Genomic DNA, 20,658 nt, shown 5'->3' on the forward strand with positions numbered 1-20,658 from the left:
GGTATCTGTGTGTGTTACCACGGTTTGATCCAGTGGTACAGATCGTAGCACCGCCAGTAGACGCGTCTCACGACGGTCCCGAGGCGGCTCTCGTGTGCTTGATGGCCCGAATCCGACCGGATCCGGGATTTGAACCGGCCGCGGTCGTCTCGGTCTGGTCGATTCGGCATGGGTAGGTGGTCACCTCCACACCCGCCCGCGGCGTCGCACCGCGGCGTCGGCGTGGGTACCGAAGCGGGTCGCCGGTGGACGTTACTATCAGATAGTAACGATCAGCCGGCCGGGTAGGGGATTTTGACTGTTGGCGTGCGATACACTGCGTGTCGGCTCAGATCAGGGCGTCCAGCCCATCCAGCCTGGCCAGTCCTCGACGCCGAAGATCCAGAGGATCAGATCGTAGTTCCACACGAGCGTGGACCGCGCCCACGGTTTGAGGAACTCCATCCGGCGATTCACGGTCAGCTTGAGCGTGATGTCGCCAAGGAAGTACACCGCGCCGATCACGAACGCGATCGTCGCCGGGATCCACCCGAGGATGATGTACAGCACGGCCATCCCGAGGCGTGCGAGCGCCCACGCTCGATTCGAGCCGATGCTATTCTCAAGATTACCAAAGGTGCTCATTTCACACCCCGGCCTGTCCGAGAACGAAGGCGTTGTCCTCGTCGCTGTCGTCGTCACCGAACGGCCCCCAACTTAACGAAGGAATCTCCCACGAGAACGGCGAGTCCGCCACGCGGAAGGCGTCGAACCACCCGAGGTCCGAACTCAGCGACCGAATGCCGAGTTCCGAGCCCTCGTACGCGCTCGCGACGCTGGAGACCTCGACGTCTTCGAGGTCGGTCGCCGGCGTCGTCGCGAACGTCACGTCAACGCTGTCAGCGTTCTCGTACTCGTCGCCCGTCGTGAACTCGATCTGGTCAGTCGAGGAATCGTACACGGCGTAGGAGTCGCCATCTGAGAGGTGGTCGGCACGTTCGTTGTAGCTGATCAGCGCGACGCCCTCATCGTGGGCAAGCGCGAGGCCGTGGATGATGTCACCATCCTCGGCGTCCTCGGTGGCGGCGTCGATCTCCTCGGAGACGCCGTCATCGCTCGCAAAGACGGTCACTGTCGAGTTCGCGCCGTTGATTCCGCGGGTCGCGGACACCTCGTAGCTCGTCTCGTTCTCAACGTCGCGGTACTCCGCGAGCCACGGCTCGTCCGTCTCCGTGGTCACGTCGAGCACGTTCGGCGAGTCGATCTCAGCCGCCGAGATGTGGATCTGCGAGCGGTCGGCCTGATTGTCCAGCGTCACCGTGAACATGTTGGCCGGCGCGTCAGTCGCGTCGAGGTTCTCCACCGCGAACGTGACGTTCGCCGTGTCGTTGTAGTCCACGCCGACGCCCGAGTAAGCACCCTGCGTGACGTTGAACTCGTAGGTGCCGGGCGTGGAGTCACCTGCCGCAGTCACTACGGTGAAGGCGTCGCTGTTCGAGTCGTACGTTTCGAGCGTCGCGCCATCGTGGCGGACTTGGAGTTCGAGGTTGTCCGTATTCGCCTCCAGTTCGAGCACGTCGCCCATCGAATCGTCGGCTTCGTATGTGACCGTCGCGTCCTCCGAGAGCGTAGAAGCGGACGTGACCGACGCCGTATCACCCTGCGTCACCGTGAACGTCCCTGAGGCCGGTCCGAGGTCGGTGCTCGTCGAGGTGTCCGTGAGCGTCACATCGACCGAGTAATCGCCCGTGTTCTTGGGGTTGATGACGCCATCGAGCTCAACGTCGGCCGTCTCGGAGGTCGCCCCATCGAGTGTGTACGCCGTATCGAGGGTGAGGGTGAGCGTCGTGTCGTCGACGACCTCGACGTTCGAGACCGTCTGAGCCGTTCCACCCCACGTCACCGTGGCGTCAGCGGCCGACACGTCGGTCACGTCGGTCGCTTCGTAGTCGATCGTCACTTCATCGATATCCCCAGTATCCGTGTCGTCGCTGAAAGACACGGTATGGGTGGTCGTTGCGCCTGTGCCGCTGTCGGTCGCCGAAACTGTCACCGTGCTCACGGCCGCGGCCGGGGCGGCGAACGCGCCCAGCAGCATGACCGTTGCGAGTGCGACAGCGACGGCTATCGTCGTGGATTTCGTATTCGTGTTGAACATCGTCTTCAAAACCGGGTGGTGAGCGAGCGATACTGGTGATCGTTAGAAGGGGGTGGAACGGGCGGCGGCGGTCGGTCCCACGCTCCGTAGGTTCGGTTGATCATGGTGTGTGTCGGTGACTCAGCGGTTTATCTCCCCCGAGCCCGCGATATCGATGTACTGCCCGAGTCGGAGGTATAGTTGCGCGACCTGGTAGTCGGTCGTCGATTCGTCCCACCACGACCCGCGGTCCTGTACGGTGCGAGGAGACCACACCGCCTCATCGGCCGTCGGGTCGAACACGCCGCGCGTCTCCCACGTCCGGAGGTGTGAGGCATCGGCGTCGCCCTCGACATCGAGGAACGTCACCGGCTGGTTCGGCGTCCCCTCGACGACGGCGTAGTTGTGCCATGGCGCGATGATCCGGAGTTGAACGTGCGTCTCCTCGCCAACCGCTCGCGAGCGAAGGGCTCGGGTGAGTCGTTCGCCCTCGATGGTGTCCGCGAGGTGGTGATAGAACGTGTACGTCACCCGGTCGATCGTGCCGTCCGAATTGACCCGAACGATACACGGCTCGGTGTCGCCGAGATGACTGTCCTGGTCGAACAGGATGCCATCCTGAAAGCTCAGCCGATGCCAGTAGTACGCGTACTGGTGGTCGCTGTCGTCGTACTGGACGCGGTGAGCGAACAGGCCGATCGACTGTTGTATCGTCTGTCGATCAGCGATGAACGCCGGCCGGTATCGCTGGAGCCACTCCTCCGGGTAGTCGATCGTGATTCCGTATTGGTCCTCGCGCTCGGCCGTCGTCGGTGTGCGGTCATCGGTGTTCTCAGTCTCGTCCGTGTCGTCATCCCCGCCGAGGAACGGGAACCAGCCCGGTAGCAACGTGAGGCTGGCGGTGCCGCCGCTCGCGAGGAACTGGCGTCGGGTTCGTGTCATGGATACCCTCTAGAGTAACGTCGCGATCCAACTCCCACGGGCGGTCGCCTCACTCCGGAACATGTCGTCACGAAGCTCGGCGTCGCTCGTGAGCACGTCCGCGGGCTCGTCTTCGGGTTCGTCGTTCTGGAGTGCCGCCTGTATGTCGAGCAGGCCGTGCTTGGATTCCGCGGGAGCGAGGTTCGGGACGGGTCGGGCCGTCTCGCGAAGGCGCTCGCTCGGGTTCTCGACGCCCTGTGCCGCAAGGAGTGCGGCCGCGCCGGCCACGTCGGGGGCAGCCATGCTCGTCCCCGAGAGCGTCGTGTCGCCGCCGGCGAGCCGCGCCTGTTGGGCCATCCCCGGCGCGGCGATATCGACTTCGACGCTGCTCGTCTCGCCTTCCGAGAAATTGATCGTCCCCGGCGACGGGCCGACGTTCGCGAACGCCGCGCTTCGAACTGCGGTCGGGTCACCGTCAGAAGGTACGTCCGTCGCGCTCACGGCGAGCGTGTTCGGGTCGGCTGCGGGGTATGCGACGAACCGCGAGACCATGCGGTCGTTCCCTGATGCGACGACGATCGTGTTGTCGAACTCGGTCGCGTACGCGATCGCGTCCGCGAGTTCAGCCGAGTACATCGGCGCACCGAGGCTCATACACGTCGCGTCCGCGCCGGCGTCCGTGGCCGCCCGAACCGCGGTGGCGATGTCGGCGACGGCCCCCGAACCGTCCTCGTGGTCGAGCGCACGCCCGATGAACAGGTCGGCGTCCGGCGCGACGCCGCGGTCGGGTTCGGCCGCGCTCGATGCCGCGGCGGCCGTCACCCACGACCCGTGTCCGGAGTCGTCGTTGAGGATGTCGACGCCCTCCTCGGCGACCGTCGGGTCGCCCGCGGCCGTGAAGTCCGTCGAATCCTCGTGAACGCGGGATTCAGTCGTCGTCTCGCCGTCGACGTCGACGGTTCGCCCGTAGATGCTGGCGTCGTAGGTCAACCCGGTGTCCACGACTGCGAGGAGGGCGTCCGTTCCGTCCTCGCTCGTATCGTTGATCACCTCCCGGCCGGCCTCTAGCGTCGTCGTCTCGGCGTCGAACGCGATCGCCGACTGCTCGCTGTCGTCGTCGCCGGCCTCGAACTCGGTCGGGTCGAACGGCTCGTCCTGCTGGATCGTCGTGAGGATCAGCGACTCGATCCCGGCGAGCTGCTCGAACTCGCGAGCGTCGATCGGAAGGTTCGGCGTCTGGACCAAACTCGTCACGACGTTGAGGTCGGCCGCCGCCACCCACGATTCCTCGGTGATTCCGCCGCCGAGATACCCGCCGGCGACCGTCGCGATCGGAGCTCCGATCGTGACGGTGCCGCCGTCGCCGCGCTGGTGCTGGTACTCGCGAACGAGCGTCACGTCCTCATCCTCGTTCGCCCAGTCGGTGAGCGCGGCGTAGTCGTCGTCGCTGTCCGCCCGGAGCGTCCACGACGGGTCGGTCGCGTACCGCCGGATGGAGTGCTCGAACGTCCCGATCCTTGCCGGCCGCTGCGCTTTGATGAACTGCTGGGCGAGCGGGGTGAGCGTTCCGCCGCCGATTCCAAGGACTCCCGTTCCGAGTCCGATCGGGAGCGTCGTTGCGCCTGCCGCGCCTGATCTCAGGTAGGTTCGACGTGTGACTCGGTGGTCGTCGGTCGGCTCGCTCCCGTCGGTGGGCTGGTCGCTCATGTCATCACCCCCGTCGGCGCGGCCGTCATGTCGCCAGGCCCGAACACGATTTCGCCGGGCGTTGCCTCATCGACGGCTGGCGTGTAGGTGGACATGGTGAGGATGGCATCGCTCGGGGCCGCTGGCAGCACGATCGCCGCGAACGGAAGATCGATCCCCCAGATCGCAATCTGGTAGCTCGCACGATCAAGCAGCCCCGGATCGCGGTTGACCTGGACGGTCGCCGTGCCGTCGGCCTCAGTGTAGGTCTCGACGACCTGGTGTTCATCTCCCTGCTCGGACGTTCGCGTCTCGAACGCCCCGTATGGCGTCTCTTCATCGGCGGTAATCGGCTGGCCTGCCTGTCGGAGTACGAGCGCGTCCTCGATGTCGAAGTTCGCACGTACGCGGAGTGAGACGTGCCGGTCGACCGACTGCTGGTTCGCTCCCGAGACCACCGACACGTCCAACCGATCGACATCGAGCTGTTGTGCGCGGATATCGAGCGTCGTCGGTGACTCGCCACCGGGTGCCTGTGCGACTAGTTCGGCGTCCTCGCCATCGACGCTGATCGACCCGCTTTCGAGGCCATCCGCTGCCAGCACGAACTGCCCGCCGATGCCGTCCGTCACGCGGATGGTCGGCGGGTCCGACCGTGGTGTCTCGCGAACCTTGACCCGGACCGTCTCGGTGAACTCCCCACCGATGTCGTTCGTGTACGTCATCCGGATCGTGTGCGTGCCCGTCTGCTCGGGCGTCCAGCGGAAGCGATCGTCTTCTTGTGAGACGTTGAGTTGTTGGCCCTCCGGGCCGTACACGACTGCGTTCTCGGCTCCGGCGAAGCCCTCATCCGACGAGCGCACGCTCATGCCGACCGTCTCGCCGACGCCCGGCCGGAGCGCGCTGATGTCGATCGCGTCGATTTCGGGGATCGTCCCCTGATACGCGGGGTTCGTGATCGAGTCCCGCGACGTGCCAAGTGCGCCCTCAGTCGAGACGCCCTTCACTTCGAGGTCGGCGACGGCACGGTCATCCGAGATGTTGAGCCCCTCGACGACCACCTGGTCGCCGCCGAGCACGCTCGCCGATTCGACGCGCCAGTACTCGTCGCTGATCGTCTCCGTTGAGCCGTCCTGATAGTGTGCGAGAACCGTGATCGCGTCCGGGTTGAGGTCTTCGGCGAACGGGAACTCCGCGAATATCTGGCCGCTGTCGACCTCCGAGGTCGGTGGCTCGGCAGCCAGTTGGCCCTCAACGTCCGCAAGTGCCTGCTCCATCGCGGAGAGTTGTTCTTGGAGGTCCTCGTCAGTCGTGTTCTCGGGCGTTTCGAGTTCGCCAACGAGTTCCTCGACTCGGCTCTCCAGTTGGTCGTTCTCCTCGACGACCTTTTGGAGTTCTTCCGAGCGTTCCTCTTTGATCGCTCGCTCCATGTCCTCCAGTTCTCCCCGGAGTTCTTCTTCCGTGAGATCGCTCGGATCGTCGAGTTCGCCGCTGATCCGATCGAGGCGCTCGGTGAGTTCCTCGTTGGTCCCGAAGCGGTCTTCGAGGTCATCGAAGCGAGATTCGAGTTCGCTTTCGTTGAGCCCGCCGAGGTCCGCCTGTCCGATCAAGTCGCGGAACTGACCTTCCAGTTCGGCCGTGGACTCGTTGAGGCGTTGATTCAGGAGGTCATCGATCCGTTGCTCGTAGTCCTCCATTCCGGAGAAGCGCCCGATGTCGACCTTCCGCAGTTCGATCGTGACGCTCTCGTTCTCGCCGAGGTCGTTCGTGTTGAGACGTTGTGGCCCACTCGGGAGATACACCGCACCGTCGTACCCCGCTTCGGCGGCGTCACGCAGGTCGCTCGCGGTGATCTGACTCGGATCCTCGGCGTTGAAGAAGCTCGCGTCCGGTCCCTTGTACGCCTGAATCGCCACCTCGCCCTGCGGAAGCGAGAAGTCCTGCGGGACGCCCGATGCGTTCGTGAAACCACGCTGGCGCGTGAAGATCCCGCTGTCGAGGCGATTCTGGAGGTTCTCGGCGCGTTCCGAGAGTTGGCCGGCTTCGGTTTCGAGGTTCGTTTCGAGGATGTCTGCGGCGTTGCCCACCTCGATGACGTATCCCGGCGCGTCCGAGCCCTTCACTGAGACGCGGTAGTAGCCATCCGGAACGGTTGTTTGTGCGTAGTCGTGCTCGAACGTCGTCGGCCACGCACCGCCCGAGTACGTTTGCGTCGCGTTGATCTCTCGGGACTCGATCTCGTCACCGAATGCGTCGAGTTTGGTGAGCTCGAACGTCGCATTGCTGTCGACTGACCCGACGTGTTGGCTCGTCACGCCGTCGTCCGTGAATCCCATGGCTGCGCCGTCGCTCGGGTCCCACGCGTACAGGTAGATGGATTCTCCCGACTCGTAGGTGAGTCTCGGCTGAAGGTCGGGTGAATCCACGTAGCCCGCGAGGCCCATGTCGGCCTCGGTGTGCGTGGTCGGGTAGATCCCCGTGGGCTCGCCGTCGGAGAAGATCGCGTCCATGTTACCCGGCGAGAGGTCGTACTCCTCGAAGGATTCAGGGACCGGATCGGTGGCTTCGTCGAGAAGGCGGTCGGCTTCGGCTTCCGCAGAGGAGATGGAATCGCCGAACTGGGCTTCGATTTCGTCTTGGTCGGCTCGGTAGGCCTCGACGGTGGCGTTTTGGATCGGATCGCCGTTTTGGTCGGTGACTTGTGTTTGTGGACCTTCTCCACCACTATTTGCCCCAAGACTCACATCCTCACCTGTCGCAACATCAGTCAAGTCAGAAGCTCCATATGAATTTGTCCACTCAACAGTTTTAGTGTCCATATTATAAGCTCTCAAACTGTAGTCATCACCTGGTTCAGTGATAAACACAGTATTTTTGTCTGAAAGAATTGCTGAGGGTCCATTGAATTTAAGACTTCCAGAACCGCCAGTTGAATATCTATTTAACAAATCACCAGCAGGACCAAATTCAAGCATATTTCTTTGTTCATCACTGACAAATTCAGTATCACCAGGATAAATTATCCGTTCCCCACCATCTGCCAAAAGCATACTAAAACCTTCTTCATACCCACTATCCTCAGTCAAATTCTCATAGGTCCAGGCCTCTGTACCAGTTTCTAAATCATACGCTAGAAAATCTTCACCGTTATCTCCAGTAAATGAATATACTTGCTTCCGTACTGGATCTATTTTAGATATATATCGATATGATGGCATTGTAAAGGATAAAACATTTCCGTCATATATCTCAGTGGAATCACCACTATTTACAGAAGTGTATCCATCAGCATAATCGATTCCATTTACACCGTCTCCACTCCCTCTGCGAAGATTCGTCAAAGTGTTTCCATTAGAAGTGGACACATGCTTAACATGTCCATTATCTGTTCCTATTGCGGTTAAAGATCCATCTTTATTGATATCTAATGCTGTGATGGTATCCGTCGTTGAGTTTGCCACAGTATACGAACTTAATGTTGATCCATCTGTGGCATCTAAAGTATGTATATCATATCCACCATTCACAATCAGTTTGTCTTCGTCGGGGAATTTTTTGATTTGCGTGACATCATCGGCACTAGATCCGGATATTGTTGTACTCCAAGCAAGTGATCCGTTATTTGGATAAACAGCATAGACTTCAACATTTGTTTGATATTCACCGGATGACAAATATACTAAATTGGCTGTGTTAACTCCAGAAGATTGGGCACTGGCTGTACCACTATATTCTGAATCATCAATTGGATGCGTCCCAACAAACGCCACCGCCCCTACCATGCTCGTCACCATGAGCACTGAGAAGGCGACCGCGAACACATCCTCTCGACGTCTGTGAACCTGGAGACCCGCGGCCCGAACCGACGACCGCTCGAAGGCGACGACGTAACCACAGAACACACCCACGAGGACGCCGACACCGACACCAATCGCCGACACCACACCCCCATCCAAACCAACCCGAACCACGGCCCCGACGTTGCTCACAACAACAGCGATCCCGAGCGTCGCCGCGACCCCGAGCCCGATGATCTCACCGCTATCCATCGACCGAACCACTACCGTCACGACCGCAACCAACGCGACCTGCGTCGCGATCAGCCCCCACGGGCCACCGACTCCAAGAGCCATCTCGATGACGGGATTCGCTTCCGAGAGCCCCGCTGAGAGCGCGAGACTCGTCGAAGCGGCATCGAGCGCCGCGAGTGTGACGACGACGAGCCACAGCCCGGCCCCCCGTGTCGAGGTGCCGAGCGCGTCGGCAACGTGATCGAGTACCCGAGCGATGCGACTCTGCGATGACGTACTACTGGTGAACATGACTGGAAACCTCCGTTCTGCTACCTCTCGGCGATCAGCCACCGCCGAGACCGTGAACGCCCCGGCCCGGACTCGAACCGGACTGCCTGCCGGACGGGGTACTAGTCGTCAAACCACTGTATCGCGAGGACAGCCGTCACTCCCGATGAGAAAACCGCGTATGAATGTGACCCGGCAAAACGGACACCGTACCGTGTCATACCGGCACAACCCCCTTACAAGTTGTGTCGCTCAATATGACACGGGTCGGGACGCCCGCTCACCGGGTCACTACCATATCATAAATGGATTCCTAAAGGTGTTTGCGATCGGTCCGCTCGACGCGACGCCGTTGGGCGGTCAGTAGTTCCCGGTCGCGACGAATTCTCGGATCGAGTCGTTGCCGAGTATCTTCCGGACGATCAGCTCGCAAATCGCTGAATCGCTCCGGTCGCCACGCGCTTTCAATTCGGCAGCGAGTTCGAGGGCGGCGTCACACTCGTCGTCTAACACCTCGGTCTCGATCGCGGCAATCAGTTCTTCGACGAACGACTCGAACGCGTCCGCCGGGAGGTCGCGCGGGATCCCGCCGAACACGAGGTAGCCATGGTCGGGGTTGAATCGCCACCGACTCGTCGACGGCTTCCGTGCGGCCGTTTCCGTCTCGGGCGTCACGAACCCCGACGCTGGCGGCGGGTACTCGCTCGGATCGCTCAAGACCACCTCCCTGTTTGCGTCGTGAAGCGCCCACTCCGCGTCGGGGGGCTCGTTGAGCGCATACGGACACAGCATCGTCGCCTGCCCTTTCTGAAGCGTCGCGACGATCCACTCGTCTTTCGAGGTGCCGCGATCGAGTCCCTGTAAGTGGTGGTCGTTGCGCGTCTCATCGAGCGGCTCACGCTCGGGATCGTACTCCTCCTCGACGCTTGCGAAGTAGTTTTCTCGCGGGTACGGTGACTCGCGCGTGCCAGGTGGTCGGCGTGACGATGTCTCTCCAGTGCGTTGTGTTTCGGACATGGTAGGGGGTTGTGCGACGGCGTTGCGCCGTCAGCGGTTGAGGGGTGCCGTGGCTATTCGTCCGAGAGCAGAGTCGGCCCGTCACCCGATGTGACGAGTTCCAGCCGACCGAGCCGGCGGCCACAGTCGGCGGGCGTATGGGGGTTGCCGTCTGCCTCTCAGTTATCTTGACTGTCACGGCCATCGTACTTAAAGCCAGTCGTGACAACCAATTCGCGGGCTCGTGTGTAGGCGATCAGCGATCGGGTCAGTAGGTTACTATCGTATCTGAGAGGCAGACGGCATCTCCAGTCCCAAATAGTTCTATTGGAGGAATACCCAACACAAGGAAGAAGGCCGCTCAACACGGCGATCTTGTTGAGTCCCATCCGTCGACAGTCGGTAGCTGATCTACCCACGAGAGTCGAGAGTGCGATATGAGTATGATATTTCTTTTTCCGTTTTTCGGCCGGTTGGTGGACCAGCCTATAATACGGTGGGGTGCCTGCTCTTGGCGTGACGGGTTCGTTCATCCGCTCAAAGGCGGCTTTGCGGTGTGTGATTTCCGAGACCACGTCGGGCGTAAGCCCTGTGCCCCAACCGCTCTTACTACTTCCTTGAGCCGGGTGCTGTTGATACACCGCTTTTCGCCTATCTCGACGTGGCCGCGTGGACGACTGCGGTCCGTGTCCATGCATCCAAGCCAGCGACGCACAAATCGAGCTTGTCGGCGGGCAGGCTGAATCCCGGTAGAATCAACCGGGACGCGGGGTGGAGTGCCCCGTTGCGAACGATGACATATAGCCACGTCCGCTTACTAACACCGTGTACCCGAAGTCCTAAGTAACTTACTGTCTTACTTAGTGTATGGTCAAACGGATCAATGTCGCACTCGACGATGAGGTCCACGAGCGCGGTACTGAGGTAAAAGACGCGCACGGGTGGACGTGGGAAGAGTTCATCGAAGAGGCGATAGACGAGTTCGATGATGAGTAAGGCGGCGCAGTCCTCGCTCACCAAGTTTGCCGCCGGTACCACAACCGAGGAGGTCGTACAGACAGCCGTCCTCGATCTGGGAACGAGTAACCAGAAAACCGAGCTTGTGCGCGACGGCATCGAGGAGTTTCAGGCAATGGCGTCGTACATCGGCGATATGGTGCCGTCGATCCCCGAACCCGAGCGGTACCCCTACAACAACGTATTCTACCAACTCGTCACTGGGGAGTTCGAGGATCGAGCGGTAAAAGCGAGCGTGGCACAGAATGCGGCCCACCACGCCGTCGATATGTTCACGTCGCACGCCCAGCGCGGCGACCACGGGGATCGCCCCGATCTTGGAAACGGTTCGTTTCTGAAACTCACCAACCAAGACTTCGAGCTTGTCGAGAACGACACGGGCTACGGGTTCAAGGCGTCGTTCATCAGGTACAATCCGATCTGGTTCCACGTCAACACGACACCTCACTCTCGGGAGTATCTCGAACGCGTATTCGATGGCGACGCCGACACCGGTTCGTGCGTGCTTCACGTCACCGACGACGGAGACGTACGCGCACATTTGGCCGTGAAGTGGCCGGTAGAAGTGTATGAACCGCATGACGTCTCGACGCACGTCGGCGTCGATATCGGCGAGAACGTTCTGTACGCGGCGGCTGCGGTCTCGGGCGACGGCGTGGCGGGCGTCAAGATGGAGTCGGGCCGGGAGTTTCGCCATCACCGGGAACAGCTCCAACAGAAACGCTATCGCTTGAGCGAGAAAGGTGACCTCCGGGGCGTGAAGGCGTGTCGGGGCGACATTGAACGGTACACCGACCACGTACTCCACACGGCGTCGAAAGAGGTCGTGGAGTTTGCCCGTGATCACACGCCGTGCGTAATCGTGTTGGAAGACCTCACTGGCTACCGGGAGACGGCCGACGATCCGATTCACGACTGGCCGTTCGCGGATCTTCAAACGAAAATCGCGTACAAGGCGACGGCAGAGGGGATACCGGTGGAGCTGATCAACCCGCGAAACACGAGTATCCGATGCCGGAAATGCGGACAGGCGACCCCGGAGTTTCGCGACGGTGCTGACTTCAAGTGCCGCCGCTGCGGCTACGAGGTTCACGCCGACGTGAACGCGGCAATCAACATCGGGCAGGCGTATCCCGATCAGAATCAGTAATCCGCCTCGACGCGCCCGGCTCGTTCGTACGTTACTATCGGATAGTAACGGCATGCGATCGACTGTTGCTCGTGGTCGCTTACGACGCCGATCGTCGCGGTCGAACACCCCTGATCACACCCCGGATCATAGGGTGGTAAGGTAGTTCCAGTTTTCTCAACGGCGTTAGAAAACCCGGAGATGGCGGGCGGATCATGGGCTGGTAAGGTATTCTTGACAGTTTCCGAGGGCCAGTGTGCGGCGATCGGTGCGGCCCACTTCGCGAGTGTCGGGATCGCGTCGTTGAGTTCGTCGACAGTCGGCTGTCGACCGAGGTCGAGCCGGAGGTCGGCGGCCGACGTGTCGGTCTCGCCACGCCACGCCAGCGCGTTCGCGAGTTCCGACAGTACCTCCGTCTCGCTCCGTGGCTGGTCGGGGAGGATCGTGTCGCCGGTCGCAAGCGTCCGGGCGGTCGGGTCGGCGGGCTCGCGGTCGGCCTCGGGAGCCCACCACGGCTCCAGTGTCAGCCCCCACCCATCGTCAGTACGGTTCACCAGGTCGAGCATCCCGAGCGTCTCCATGTGCGTCGCGTAGGTCCGACGGTGGATACCCGCGGCGTCGGCGAGCGCGCCGGCTTCGAGCCGGCCGTCGGCGGTCACGAGCGCCCGCACGAGCTTCCCAACCGACGGTGCGAGCGTCGGGAACAGCTCCTCGCTGTCAACACGAGCGAGACCGGCCCGAACGTCGGCCATCCGAAGGTCAGATTTGTGCTCGTTCGCGCCCATCCCCAGGAGTGCGTCGGCGACGATCAGCGGCGAAACACGGCCGGGTGCGTGTGAGAGCACGCTCAACAGCGCCCGCGTCACCCGGCCGGTATCCTGGCGCGCGGGACTCCAGCCCTTCTTGCTGATCAGGTTCTCGACGACCGATCGGGCGTGCGTGTACGTTCCGCCGATGTGTACGGGAACGTCGATGGCGATTCCCTCTTCGTTGCCGTCGCGGATCGCATCGCGGGGTTGTACGTCATCGAGCGCAGCCACCACGTCCTCGCGGAGTTCGTCCATCCCGTCGCCGACGACCACCCACGAGGCCGTGAGGTCCGCCGTGCGGTTCGTCGGGTCGACCTCCATCGGCAGGCGGTATTTGAGCTTGTCCGGCCGTGATTCGACGACCTGCCGCCACCCGCTGTGAGCGCCGTAGCGAGACTGCTTCGGCGCGGTCTTCGCAAGGAACGAGACCACGTCATTCCGGACGTTCTCGTTCGTTCGGGCGGCCTCACCCTCGGGGAACCGAAGCTGGATCGTCGTGTCCACCCCGACACGATCGAGGAGTGCCGTCATGGACGCCAGCAGGCCGTGGGCGTCACGGAAGTACTCCCGACGTTCGTCGTCCTCCATGTCCTCCAGCCGGCTGAGTCGGGCCAGCACCGACCGGCCGACTTGATACAGATGGTCGCGGATCGCGAGGTAGTCGAGGCCGTCCTGGTCGATGACGCTCTCGGCGTTGATCCACCCGATCTGTATCCCGCGTTGAAGGAACTCCAGTACATCTTGGGGCGCGGATCCGAGGTCGGAACACAGGTCCGTCACCGCCTCGCGATCGAGTGCCGTCCCCCAGATCCGGCCGGTGGATAAGGCGGCCGCGATACGCCCCAGCGTGGCTGCCGCGCCACCCCACTGAGTGACCGCGTGAAGGGTGCCCTCCATGAGCGACACCTGCGTCACCCGACCGTCCTCGAACGCCCGCACCGGAGCATCCGTGAGGGTGATACCATCCCCCCGCGAAGCCGCCGTACACCGCCTGTGAAGGGTGTAGGCATCCAGATTGCTGCCCCGACCATCCATCCAGCGGACGTACGCGCCGTCCGCGTCCGCGTCGCCGGTCGCCGCCAGCCACTCGGCGGGGGAGTCCGCCGGGGGGGCTGTCCCGAGTCCGGGGCCGTCCGACACACTGTACTTCTGCGAATCGATCATGGGGTGGTAAGACGCCGAATCGAGCGTTCCCTGCTCGGGCGAAACTAGCGAGTAATCCGGGGTGAGACAGTCCTTCGCCAGTTTCCCGGTGTCAGTCAGCGTGATCTGGTTGCTCCCGGTGGTATCCCGGTCGATCGCAACGAGTCCGGCGGCTTCGAGGTCGCCGGTGTAGCGATTGATGGAGTCGGGGGCCAGATCGATTTCGGCGTCATTCTGGAGCGAGCGGACGGAACGCGACTGATCCGCGAAGAGGTTGCCGACGAGCCGGTACCGGCCACCACTGTTGAGCGCGCCGAGGGCGTCGTACGCGTCGCGGCGATCAGCCTCACTCTCGTCACGGGTGGGTGGCCGGGACGTATCACGGCCGTCGGTAAGGTCATCGGCGATCTCGTGACGCTCAGCCCACTCACCAAACCGCTCGGCGAGCACGGTGCTGACGGCGTCGCCGGCGACGATCGTCACGTCGACGGCCGTCGCGAGCAGGTCGATCGCCTCGAAGAAGCGTTCGCCCTTCCGGCGATCCTCCATCGTCGTCCACGCGTCCGCGTCTAACTCAACGTGGAGCGTCGGCGTCACCCCACCCGCCCGGAGGAGCGCGCAGTGGCCGCGCCGGAGCGCGTCAAGGTGAGTATCTTCGAGATCCTGTCCCGTCCCGTACTTCGTGAGGTAGTCGCGAGCGTCCTCCGGGACGTGGTCGTGGCGAGCGGCGTCGACGACGGCTTGCCCGAAGGTCCCGTTCCCAGCGTCGATGCCGTACTCGTCAGCTAGGTGGTGAACACCCGTCGGCTTGTTCGGGTCGGGTGTGCTCAACAGCGATCCGACCGGCTGGCGTTCGTCATCGGAGATCGCCTCGACCGCTTCGACACACGCGTCGGTCAGTGGGTCGAGGAGCTTCGGAAGGGCGTTGGCCCGTGAGGGCGACACGTTGCGAACGGTGTTCGTGAGGTCGGACTGTAACCCGGACGTGACGCGGACGCTCCCCTGTTCGGGGTATCGGTCGTCCGGGTCGGGCGTCTCGGGCAGTTCGACGGTCGAATGATTCGGTTCGAGGTGGTCGTCGGCGAGTATCTCTAGGAACTGCTCGCGCTCGGCGGGTTCTGGCTCGTAGTCGGGATCCTCGACGATCGCGTCGGCGACGTCTGCGGTCGTTACCCTCGCGTTCGCGTCCGGCGTGTAGACATCCGACCGCGCCGTGTGGGCGTCAAGGAGATCGCCGACACGAACGACGTTCCCGAGACAGTCGGGCGTCGCGGTGCCGGCGGCGTGGAACTCGTCGAGCTGCTGGTCGACCCGCTCGGCCAGCAGCGCGTAGTGATCAACGTCCTCCTTGTAGTTGCCGTCGTACCCGTTCGAGCGATCGGCCATGATCCGCGAGCGCATCTCGCAGGTGGCCTTCCAATCGTCACTCTCTCCGAGCTTTTTGAGCTGATCCGTCTTGTGGGTCGTCTCGCAGTGCGGACACGTCGCCGTCGCCGACGCCCGAAGGTCCTCGACGATCCACAGTTGCCCGCACCCACGATGATCGCCGTGACTGCCGCAGCCAACGACAGCATACGTCATCGCGAGCCTCCGTATGTCCTGTTAACGACAGGATACCCCGCCGATACCGCCGGTTTTCGGTGAGAAGATTTATGGGCTCCGCGCCAGAAGTCGCTACTGGATGCCAACGCGGATCACCTCCGTTATCGGTGGTGGACCCGTTACACGCACGACCTTGAGCCTCTGACTGGGGTTCACGTAAGGGGGTTTGTGCCGGGCATCATCCGACTCCAGTTAGGGCTGGAGTCTTTCTGCGCGAGACCCGATGTCTCCACAGGCGCGGGTCCGGCCCGCGCGGTAGTTCCTGAGCGAGACTGCTTGCTATCTCGTCTCGCGGGTGCGTACTTAGTTCCAGCGAGCACCGCGAAACTGAAACTAGACGTGAAGCTGTCCGTCTCGATCTCAGCCTGAAAGTGTGCTGAGGTACTGAAAAGCCCCAAGCGGGGCGAGCCGCAGGGGGTTGTGCCGAAAAACCGGCTGGTGTCGCTCGCGAACACACCCTGTTGTGGTCGTGATCGCGCCCGCTTTCGCCAGCGCGACCGTGCTCTTCCTGAGCGGTCGGCCGCTACCCTCCGGCACGAGGCCGGACGCTCGCCCGCGGAATCGAACCGCGGCTCACCAGGACGAGTTGTGATCATCGTAACCCCGACGTAGTCGGGGGAATCTGTACCCACGGCTCCTCCGTGGATGCCGGGCGAAGGGGCACGCGGGTACATCTTCATCTACCACTAATAGCACCCTACTATTTAGTTGCTACGACGATATTTATTTCTCCGAAGAAGATTATACCAGACACATGATATTATTTACTCGGGATTCAATTCGCCGGTAGTGGCTGGCAGAAAACGAACGGTATCCGATTATGCGATCCTTCGTGAGTTTCTTCTGTCATCTGATCCCGTACAAACGACGACAGAGCTCACGAAGCCGTTGGATCTCACGAGGCAGGGGGTACATTCCCGACTCGAATCTCTACAGGAAGAGGGTTATCTCGACAGCAAAGAGGTGGGATCCAAAGCTCGCGTTTGGTGGGTAACTGATCAGGGCCGCGAGTATGTAGCTGAAAATCGGTCGGCAGACGATTAGTCGTTGACCCACCATACGACTGCTTTCGCGCCTACTTTCGTGCGCTCGATCTCGCCATTATTTACGAGCTCGGTTAGTCGATCATGCGCGTACTGCCGCGTCACTCCGAGGTCCTCGGCAACGTTGGTCGTCGTAACGAACGGCTTTCGGTTGCGTTCAAGAAACTCACGAACCTCTTTATCGACTGATTCTGAATAATTTTCGGACATACTCTCTCCTATGACGAACAGTAGGATTTCTACGAAGCAAAAATCTTTTGTTGACACAAGGCAGATGAATATGTAGAGACGCGACTCTCAGGATGAGTACTCGATCAGGAAAACCCGCGTGCGGTGACACGCGAGTCGGGTCTGAAACCAAGCAAACCCATGTCAACTACGAAAACCGATCGACAAGAAAGTATCGACGCCATCCCCACCCGGGCGTACGTCCTCGGAACGGACGGCGACGGTCGCGAGCACTACCACGTCGCCGGGACCCCCCACCGCGTATGGGTCGTCGTCGACGGGCGGATCATCCATCACCAGGACCTCGGCACCGAGCCGATCACGGTGTGGGTCGAACACGTCGAGGAGCAATACGGCTGGAGAGAGCGTGAACGGATCGAGCAGCCGGCGAGTGAGGCGCTCGTCGAGACGATCGTCGCGGGGGTTGAGCCGTGACGTACACCGTCCTCGCGCGGAAGCGTGCTCGCGACGCGGCCGCCCGATGTGAGACGATCCCGATCGTCACTGCGGCGGACGTACTCGAACCGACGGCCGAGCGCTCGCGGTGGACGGTCGAGGTGATCGTCGCGGCGGCGGTCGCCCCGACTGCCGTGCTCTCGGAGCTCGTCGCCACGGACCTGGCGATCTGCGACGTCTCCCCACAGGGTTCGGCGACGGTCGTTACGGCGGTGGTCTGAGCGTGCGTCGATCGTCTTCCTGTCGATCGAGGCCGTTCACTTCCACTTTCACCCCGGGTATGGCTGACACCCTTATCCCCATCCCTCGATTTCGACAGTATGTCCACCCAACGGCGGACGTTCGAGATACTGAAAGACCCGACCGGCCAGAAAACCGAGAACGTGACGGTCAATATCGAGTCACACCCGGACTACAATCGTGTCGTTCACGCGACGTGCGAGGAGACCCGCCGGGAAGCGAAGATCGGTATCGAGGGGACGAAAGCGGAGCCCGAGGCCGTTGCCCTCCACGGCGACGTGCCCGAGTGGATCGAACCCATCCTGCGGAGCCTCGGGATTCGAGAAATTCGTTCGCGTTGACGACCCGTATACCTAAGTATCAGGCCGTTGAACGGCGACGTGAACACGGGAAACCGTCACTGGTGACCACGATGAGACACAACCCCCTTACACAGACGCGAACGCTTAGAAATAATGTTGGTATCGATAGCGATACCGGATTCGATACCGATAGTGATACCGAACACGGTACCACATCGAATGATTGCCTGAGCGAGGTGCTCACGTAATGTCCGCGCATACGATGCCGAATGACGATGAAACACGTCGCGACGGTGATATGCCGCTGTCGGCATTCGGCGGTGGTATCACGGATGACGACGGCCATCCAGGCGAGTACGACTACACGGCCGCGATCGAGCGCGGGCAGAAACCGTGGCGCGATCGCGAAGTCCTGCTGTTCCTCCGTATCGAGGAGGGAATGTCATACCGGCAGATCGCACAGGAGGCGTTCGACGGCGCGATCAGCGGCGAGGGCGTTCGGCAGGCCGCGAATCGGATGGATATTGACGCCGAGCGCGATCCGGCGGATCTGACGCCGCGTGAGCTTGCGCTCCGATATTCGCCGGAAGACGATCTGCCGACCGGCGACGACACGTACACGAAGTACACACTATCTGGTAACGATGAGTGATTGATTCAGATATAGAAAGGTAATTGAATCTGATTTAGAAACGTGGTACTCGCACACGATTGTTCCAGATAGGTCGGTGGGTGGTCCCACCGTTTCCGGTTCGATTCCGGGCCGACCTCTGCGGACTGCGGCACAACCCCCTATGACACGAGCACGACGCGCCAGCGGGCGCACGACGGCAGTCGTACCGAACGCAACCCACCCATCGACGCGGTCGGAGGGCGATCAATGAGCGACACCGAGGCGGTCGCGCAGGACGACGATGTAGACGGTGTTGCTACCGTCGACACGGAGGACACCGACGCGGCCTTCTCCGCGATCGGCGAGCAGCAGTTCTTCGTCGAGTTCTTCGAGCAGTTCGACGCTCTCGCCGAGGAGATGAAACTCCACCTCGATGATGACGGCCTCTCGGGAATCGTCGTCGACCCCGCGAACGTTGGAATGTGCCGGAACAGCCTCGATCGCGACGCGCTCGAACACTACGACGCATCGGGTGGCGTCATCGGGCTCAACATCTCCCGGATGCTGGATATCCTCGGGATGGGCGACAAAGACGACCTCGTTGAGCTCACCCTCGACACCGAAACACGAAAGTTACACATCGAAGTCGGGGGGCTCTCGTATACCCTCGCGCTGATCAACCCGGACTCGATCCGACGGGAGCCGGAGATTCCGGATGACCTCGATCTACCGGCGACGGTCACGCTTCACGGCGAGGACCTCAACCGCGGGATCAAAGCGGCCGACATGGTGAGCGACCACGTCCGGCTCCGGACGGGGACGAGCGACGACGGTAAGATCGCGTGCTACATTGAAGCCGAGGGCGACACCGACGACGTTGACCTCGAACTGACGCACGAGGATCTGGTCGACGTTGATGCGTCACCGGGCGACGGCAACAGCCTGTACTCGCTCGATTACTTCAAGGACATCAACAAGCCGATCCCGAAGGACGCCGAGGTGACGGTCGAACTCGGCGAGGAGTTCCCGGTCAAACTTCACTACGGGCACAGCGAGATGACTGAGGACGGCGACCTCGCGGGCGACTGTACCGTGATGATCGCCCCCCGTATTCAGAGTGACTGACGATGTCGGGCTCTCTACTTGATGACGACGGGATCCCGGAAGAGGTTGACGACGAGTTCCTCAACAAACTGGAGGCGGTCGCCGACGCCGAACAGCGCGTTGCGAACCTCACGGCCGAACTCGACCGGATCGACATCGGGCTCGATGAAGAGGACACCCGACGCCTGTTGTGGGCGCACCTCACCGGATGGTCGCTTTCGGACATCTCGGAGACGTTCGAGGCTGTCGAGGACCTCCAGCGACGCGACTCGCGTGACCTCACCGTTCGCCTGCTCGCGCAACTGTCGAACAACTCCCGGGAGGACGTACGTGACTTCCTCGACGAGTGTGACCGGCTCGACCGAAAGTACGGGTCGTCGGAGGAGGCGTGATGACCGCCGACGCGACGCCGACCGTGCTGGTCGGCTGCCCGGTCTGTAACACACAGCGAGAACTCCCGGCCGACGAGTGGGAGGCCGTCGTGAACGACCACAACGAGCGCGCACACGGCGGGTATCACACCGCCCGGTTGAAACGCGCGACGCTCCCGAGCGAGCGACTGGTCACGGACGGTGGAGCCACCCCTGAAACCGACGACGTGAAGACCGACTCGGACGCGCTTCACCTCGACGCCGACCGAGGACTGTGGATTCCGCCGGCTGTTCGTGAGTTCGAGCAACAGATCGTGTTCCGGACGCCGAAGGGGACGATTCAGCACTTCGGGTCGACGCCGCTGGATCCCTACTACGGGCTGATCGACGCGGATTCGTTCGGTGACCCCGACGAGCTTCACGATCCGAAGAATCCGGACCTCGCACCCAACCGCGTCTCGATCAAGCCACAGGGCGAAGAGGCGCTCGTGTTCGAGGTGGACCACGTCCTCGACGCCGGCGGTGAGCGGAGGGCGATCTAATGGATCACGCCGCACGGATCGAGGCGCAACTCCGGATGG

At 61.9% G+C, this 20,658-nt stretch carries 18 protein-coding genes; 10 read left to right on the top strand and 8 right to left on the bottom strand.

Going from position 1 to position 20,658, the window contains the following annotated elements:
• Positions 1-14 precede the first annotated feature (14 nt).
• The 3 genes from AXA68_RS16870 to AXA68_RS14825 all read right to left on the bottom strand — a co-directional run bounded on the left by AXA68_RS16870 (position 15) and on the right by AXA68_RS14825 (position 1,939).
• On the bottom strand, positions 15-170 hold the full coding sequence (locus AXA68_RS16870) for a hypothetical protein (protein WP_157884855.1): 156 nt from the start codon (positions 168-170) through the stop codon (positions 15-17).
• Between the two features lie 163 nt (positions 171-333).
• The gene (locus AXA68_RS14820) at positions 334-624 is read right to left on the bottom strand and encodes a hypothetical protein (RefSeq protein ID WP_157884856.1); all 291 of its coding nucleotides are present in this window, start codon (positions 622-624) and stop codon (positions 334-336) included.
• 1 nt (position 625) lies between these two features.
• The gene (locus AXA68_RS14825) at positions 626-1,939 is read right to left on the bottom strand and encodes a hypothetical protein (protein WP_066418807.1); all 1,314 of its coding nucleotides are present in this window, start codon (positions 1,937-1,939) and stop codon (positions 626-628) included.
• Between the two features lie 64 nt (positions 1,940-2,003).
• On the opposite strand from AXA68_RS14825, the gene AXA68_RS14830 reads away from it, so the two are divergent.
• Complete coding sequence (locus AXA68_RS14830; protein WP_157884857.1) at positions 2,004-2,159, top strand: hypothetical protein; 156 nt, start codon at positions 2,004-2,006, stop codon at positions 2,157-2,159.
• 98 nt (positions 2,160-2,257) lie between these two features.
• On the opposite strand, the gene AXA68_RS14835 is transcribed toward AXA68_RS14830, so the two are convergent.
• The 4 genes from AXA68_RS14835 to AXA68_RS14850 form a co-directional block, all read right to left on the bottom strand.
• On the bottom strand, positions 2,258-3,058 hold the full coding sequence (locus AXA68_RS14835; protein WP_066418812.1) for a hypothetical protein: 801 nt from the start codon (positions 3,056-3,058) through the stop codon (positions 2,258-2,260).
• Between the two features lie 9 nt (positions 3,059-3,067).
• Positions 3,068-4,744 (bottom strand): S8 family serine peptidase, encoded by a 1,677-nt coding sequence (locus tag AXA68_RS14840; RefSeq protein ID WP_066418813.1) that lies wholly within the window; start codon positions 4,742-4,744, stop codon positions 3,068-3,070.
• Positions 4,741-9,045, bottom strand: a complete 4,305-nt coding sequence (locus AXA68_RS16875) for a hypothetical protein (protein ID WP_157884858.1) — start codon at positions 9,043-9,045, stop codon at positions 4,741-4,743. The genes AXA68_RS14840 and AXA68_RS16875 overlap by 4 nt, the downstream gene beginning before the upstream one ends.
• A 339-nt stretch (positions 9,046-9,384) precedes the next feature.
• The gene (locus AXA68_RS14850) at positions 9,385-10,041 is read right to left on the bottom strand and encodes a hypothetical protein (RefSeq protein WP_066418820.1); all 657 of its coding nucleotides are present in this window, start codon (positions 10,039-10,041) and stop codon (positions 9,385-9,387) included.
• 846 nt (positions 10,042-10,887) lie between these two features.
• Between AXA68_RS14850 and AXA68_RS17500 the strand changes: the two genes are divergently transcribed.
• Together AXA68_RS17500 and AXA68_RS14855 are read left to right on the top strand one after the other, a co-directional pair.
• The gene (locus AXA68_RS17500; RefSeq protein ID WP_269799198.1) at positions 10,888-11,016 is read left to right on the top strand and encodes a hypothetical protein; all 129 of its coding nucleotides are present in this window, start codon (positions 10,888-10,890) and stop codon (positions 11,014-11,016) included.
• Positions 11,009-12,187 (top strand): RNA-guided endonuclease TnpB family protein, encoded by a 1,179-nt coding sequence (locus AXA68_RS14855; RefSeq protein ID WP_066418821.1) that lies wholly within the window; start codon positions 11,009-11,011, stop codon positions 12,185-12,187. Before AXA68_RS17500 ends, AXA68_RS14855 begins: the two co-directional genes overlap by 8 nt.
• Here the strand turns inward: AXA68_RS14855 and AXA68_RS14860 are convergent.
• Positions 12,181-15,699, bottom strand: a complete 3,519-nt coding sequence (locus AXA68_RS14860) for a DUF5817 domain-containing protein (RefSeq protein ID WP_066418824.1) — start codon at positions 15,697-15,699, stop codon at positions 12,181-12,183. The genes AXA68_RS14855 and AXA68_RS14860 overlap by 7 nt on opposite strands.
• A 1,433-nt stretch (positions 15,700-17,132) precedes the next feature.
• Here AXA68_RS14860 and AXA68_RS14865 point away from each other — a divergent pair.
• From AXA68_RS14865 to AXA68_RS14895, 7 genes are all read left to right on the top strand, one after another.
• Complete coding sequence (locus tag AXA68_RS14865; protein WP_066418830.1) at positions 17,133-17,426, top strand: hypothetical protein; 294 nt, start codon at positions 17,133-17,135, stop codon at positions 17,424-17,426.
• Positions 17,423-17,668 (top strand): hypothetical protein, encoded by a 246-nt coding sequence (locus AXA68_RS14870; RefSeq protein ID WP_066418831.1) that lies wholly within the window; start codon positions 17,423-17,425, stop codon positions 17,666-17,668. The genes AXA68_RS14865 and AXA68_RS14870 overlap by 4 nt, the downstream gene beginning before the upstream one ends.
• A 99-nt stretch (positions 17,669-17,767) precedes the next feature.
• Positions 17,768-18,028, top strand: a complete 261-nt coding sequence (locus AXA68_RS14875) for a hypothetical protein (protein WP_066418834.1) — start codon at positions 17,768-17,770, stop codon at positions 18,026-18,028.
• Between the two features lie 208 nt (positions 18,029-18,236).
• Positions 18,237-18,641, top strand: coding sequence for a hypothetical protein (locus tag AXA68_RS14880; protein ID WP_157884859.1), 405 nt, complete (start codon positions 18,237-18,239; stop codon positions 18,639-18,641).
• A 228-nt stretch (positions 18,642-18,869) separates the two neighbouring features.
• Entirely contained in the window at positions 18,870-19,727 is an 858-nt protein-coding gene (locus tag AXA68_RS14885) for a DNA polymerase sliding clamp (protein WP_080505318.1), read from the top strand.
• Between the two features lie 2 nt (positions 19,728-19,729).
• Positions 19,730-20,098 (top strand): hypothetical protein, encoded by a 369-nt coding sequence (locus tag AXA68_RS14890; RefSeq protein WP_066418839.1) that lies wholly within the window; start codon positions 19,730-19,732, stop codon positions 20,096-20,098.
• The gene (locus AXA68_RS14895) at positions 20,098-20,619 is read left to right on the top strand and encodes a hypothetical protein (RefSeq protein ID WP_066418843.1); all 522 of its coding nucleotides are present in this window, start codon (positions 20,098-20,100) and stop codon (positions 20,617-20,619) included. Before AXA68_RS14890 ends, AXA68_RS14895 begins: the two co-directional genes overlap by 1 nt.
• The last annotated feature ends 39 nt before the right edge of the window (positions 20,620-20,658 follow it).

It is taken from the genome of Halorubrum aethiopicum (assembly GCF_001542905.1).
Taxonomy (GTDB): Archaea; Halobacteriota; Halobacteria; order Halobacteriales; family Haloferacaceae; genus Halorubrum; species Halorubrum aethiopicum.

Coding starts and splice junctions, on each gene's coding strand:
- AXA68_RS14840 (WP_066418813.1), bottom strand. CDS start 4,744: ATGAGCGACCAGCCCACCGACGGGAGCGAGCCGACCGACGACCACCGA.
- AXA68_RS14865 (WP_066418830.1), top strand. CDS start 17,133: ATGTCAACTACGAAAACCGATCGACAAGAAAGTATCGACGCCATCCCC.
- AXA68_RS17500 (WP_269799198.1), top strand. CDS start 10,888: ATGGTCAAACGGATCAATGTCGCACTCGACGATGAGGTCCACGAGCGC.
- AXA68_RS14860 (WP_066418824.1), bottom strand. CDS start 15,699: ATGACGTATGCTGTCGTTGGCTGCGGCAGTCACGGCGATCATCGTGGG.
- AXA68_RS16875 (WP_157884858.1), bottom strand. CDS start 9,045: ATGTTCACCAGTAGTACGTCATCGCAGAGTCGCATCGCTCGGGTACTC.
- AXA68_RS14875 (WP_066418834.1), top strand. CDS start 17,768: ATGTCCACCCAACGGCGGACGTTCGAGATACTGAAAGACCCGACCGGC.
- AXA68_RS14890 (WP_066418839.1), top strand. CDS start 19,730: ATGTCGGGCTCTCTACTTGATGACGACGGGATCCCGGAAGAGGTTGAC.
- AXA68_RS14885 (WP_080505318.1), top strand. CDS start 18,870: ATGAGCGACACCGAGGCGGTCGCGCAGGACGACGATGTAGACGGTGTT.
- AXA68_RS14880 (WP_157884859.1), top strand. CDS start 18,237: ATGTCCGCGCATACGATGCCGAATGACGATGAAACACGTCGCGACGGT.
- AXA68_RS14855 (WP_066418821.1), top strand. CDS start 11,009: ATGAGTAAGGCGGCGCAGTCCTCGCTCACCAAGTTTGCCGCCGGTACC.
- AXA68_RS14850 (WP_066418820.1), bottom strand. CDS start 10,041: ATGTCCGAAACACAACGCACTGGAGAGACATCGTCACGCCGACCACCT.
- AXA68_RS14895 (WP_066418843.1), top strand. CDS start 20,098: ATGACCGCCGACGCGACGCCGACCGTGCTGGTCGGCTGCCCGGTCTGT.
- AXA68_RS14820 (WP_157884856.1), bottom strand. CDS start 624: ATGAGCACCTTTGGTAATCTTGAGAATAGCATCGGCTCGAATCGAGCG.
- AXA68_RS16870 (WP_157884855.1), bottom strand. CDS start 170: ATGCCGAATCGACCAGACCGAGACGACCGCGGCCGGTTCAAATCCCGG.
- AXA68_RS14835 (WP_066418812.1), bottom strand. CDS start 3,058: ATGACACGAACCCGACGCCAGTTCCTCGCGAGCGGCGGCACCGCCAGC.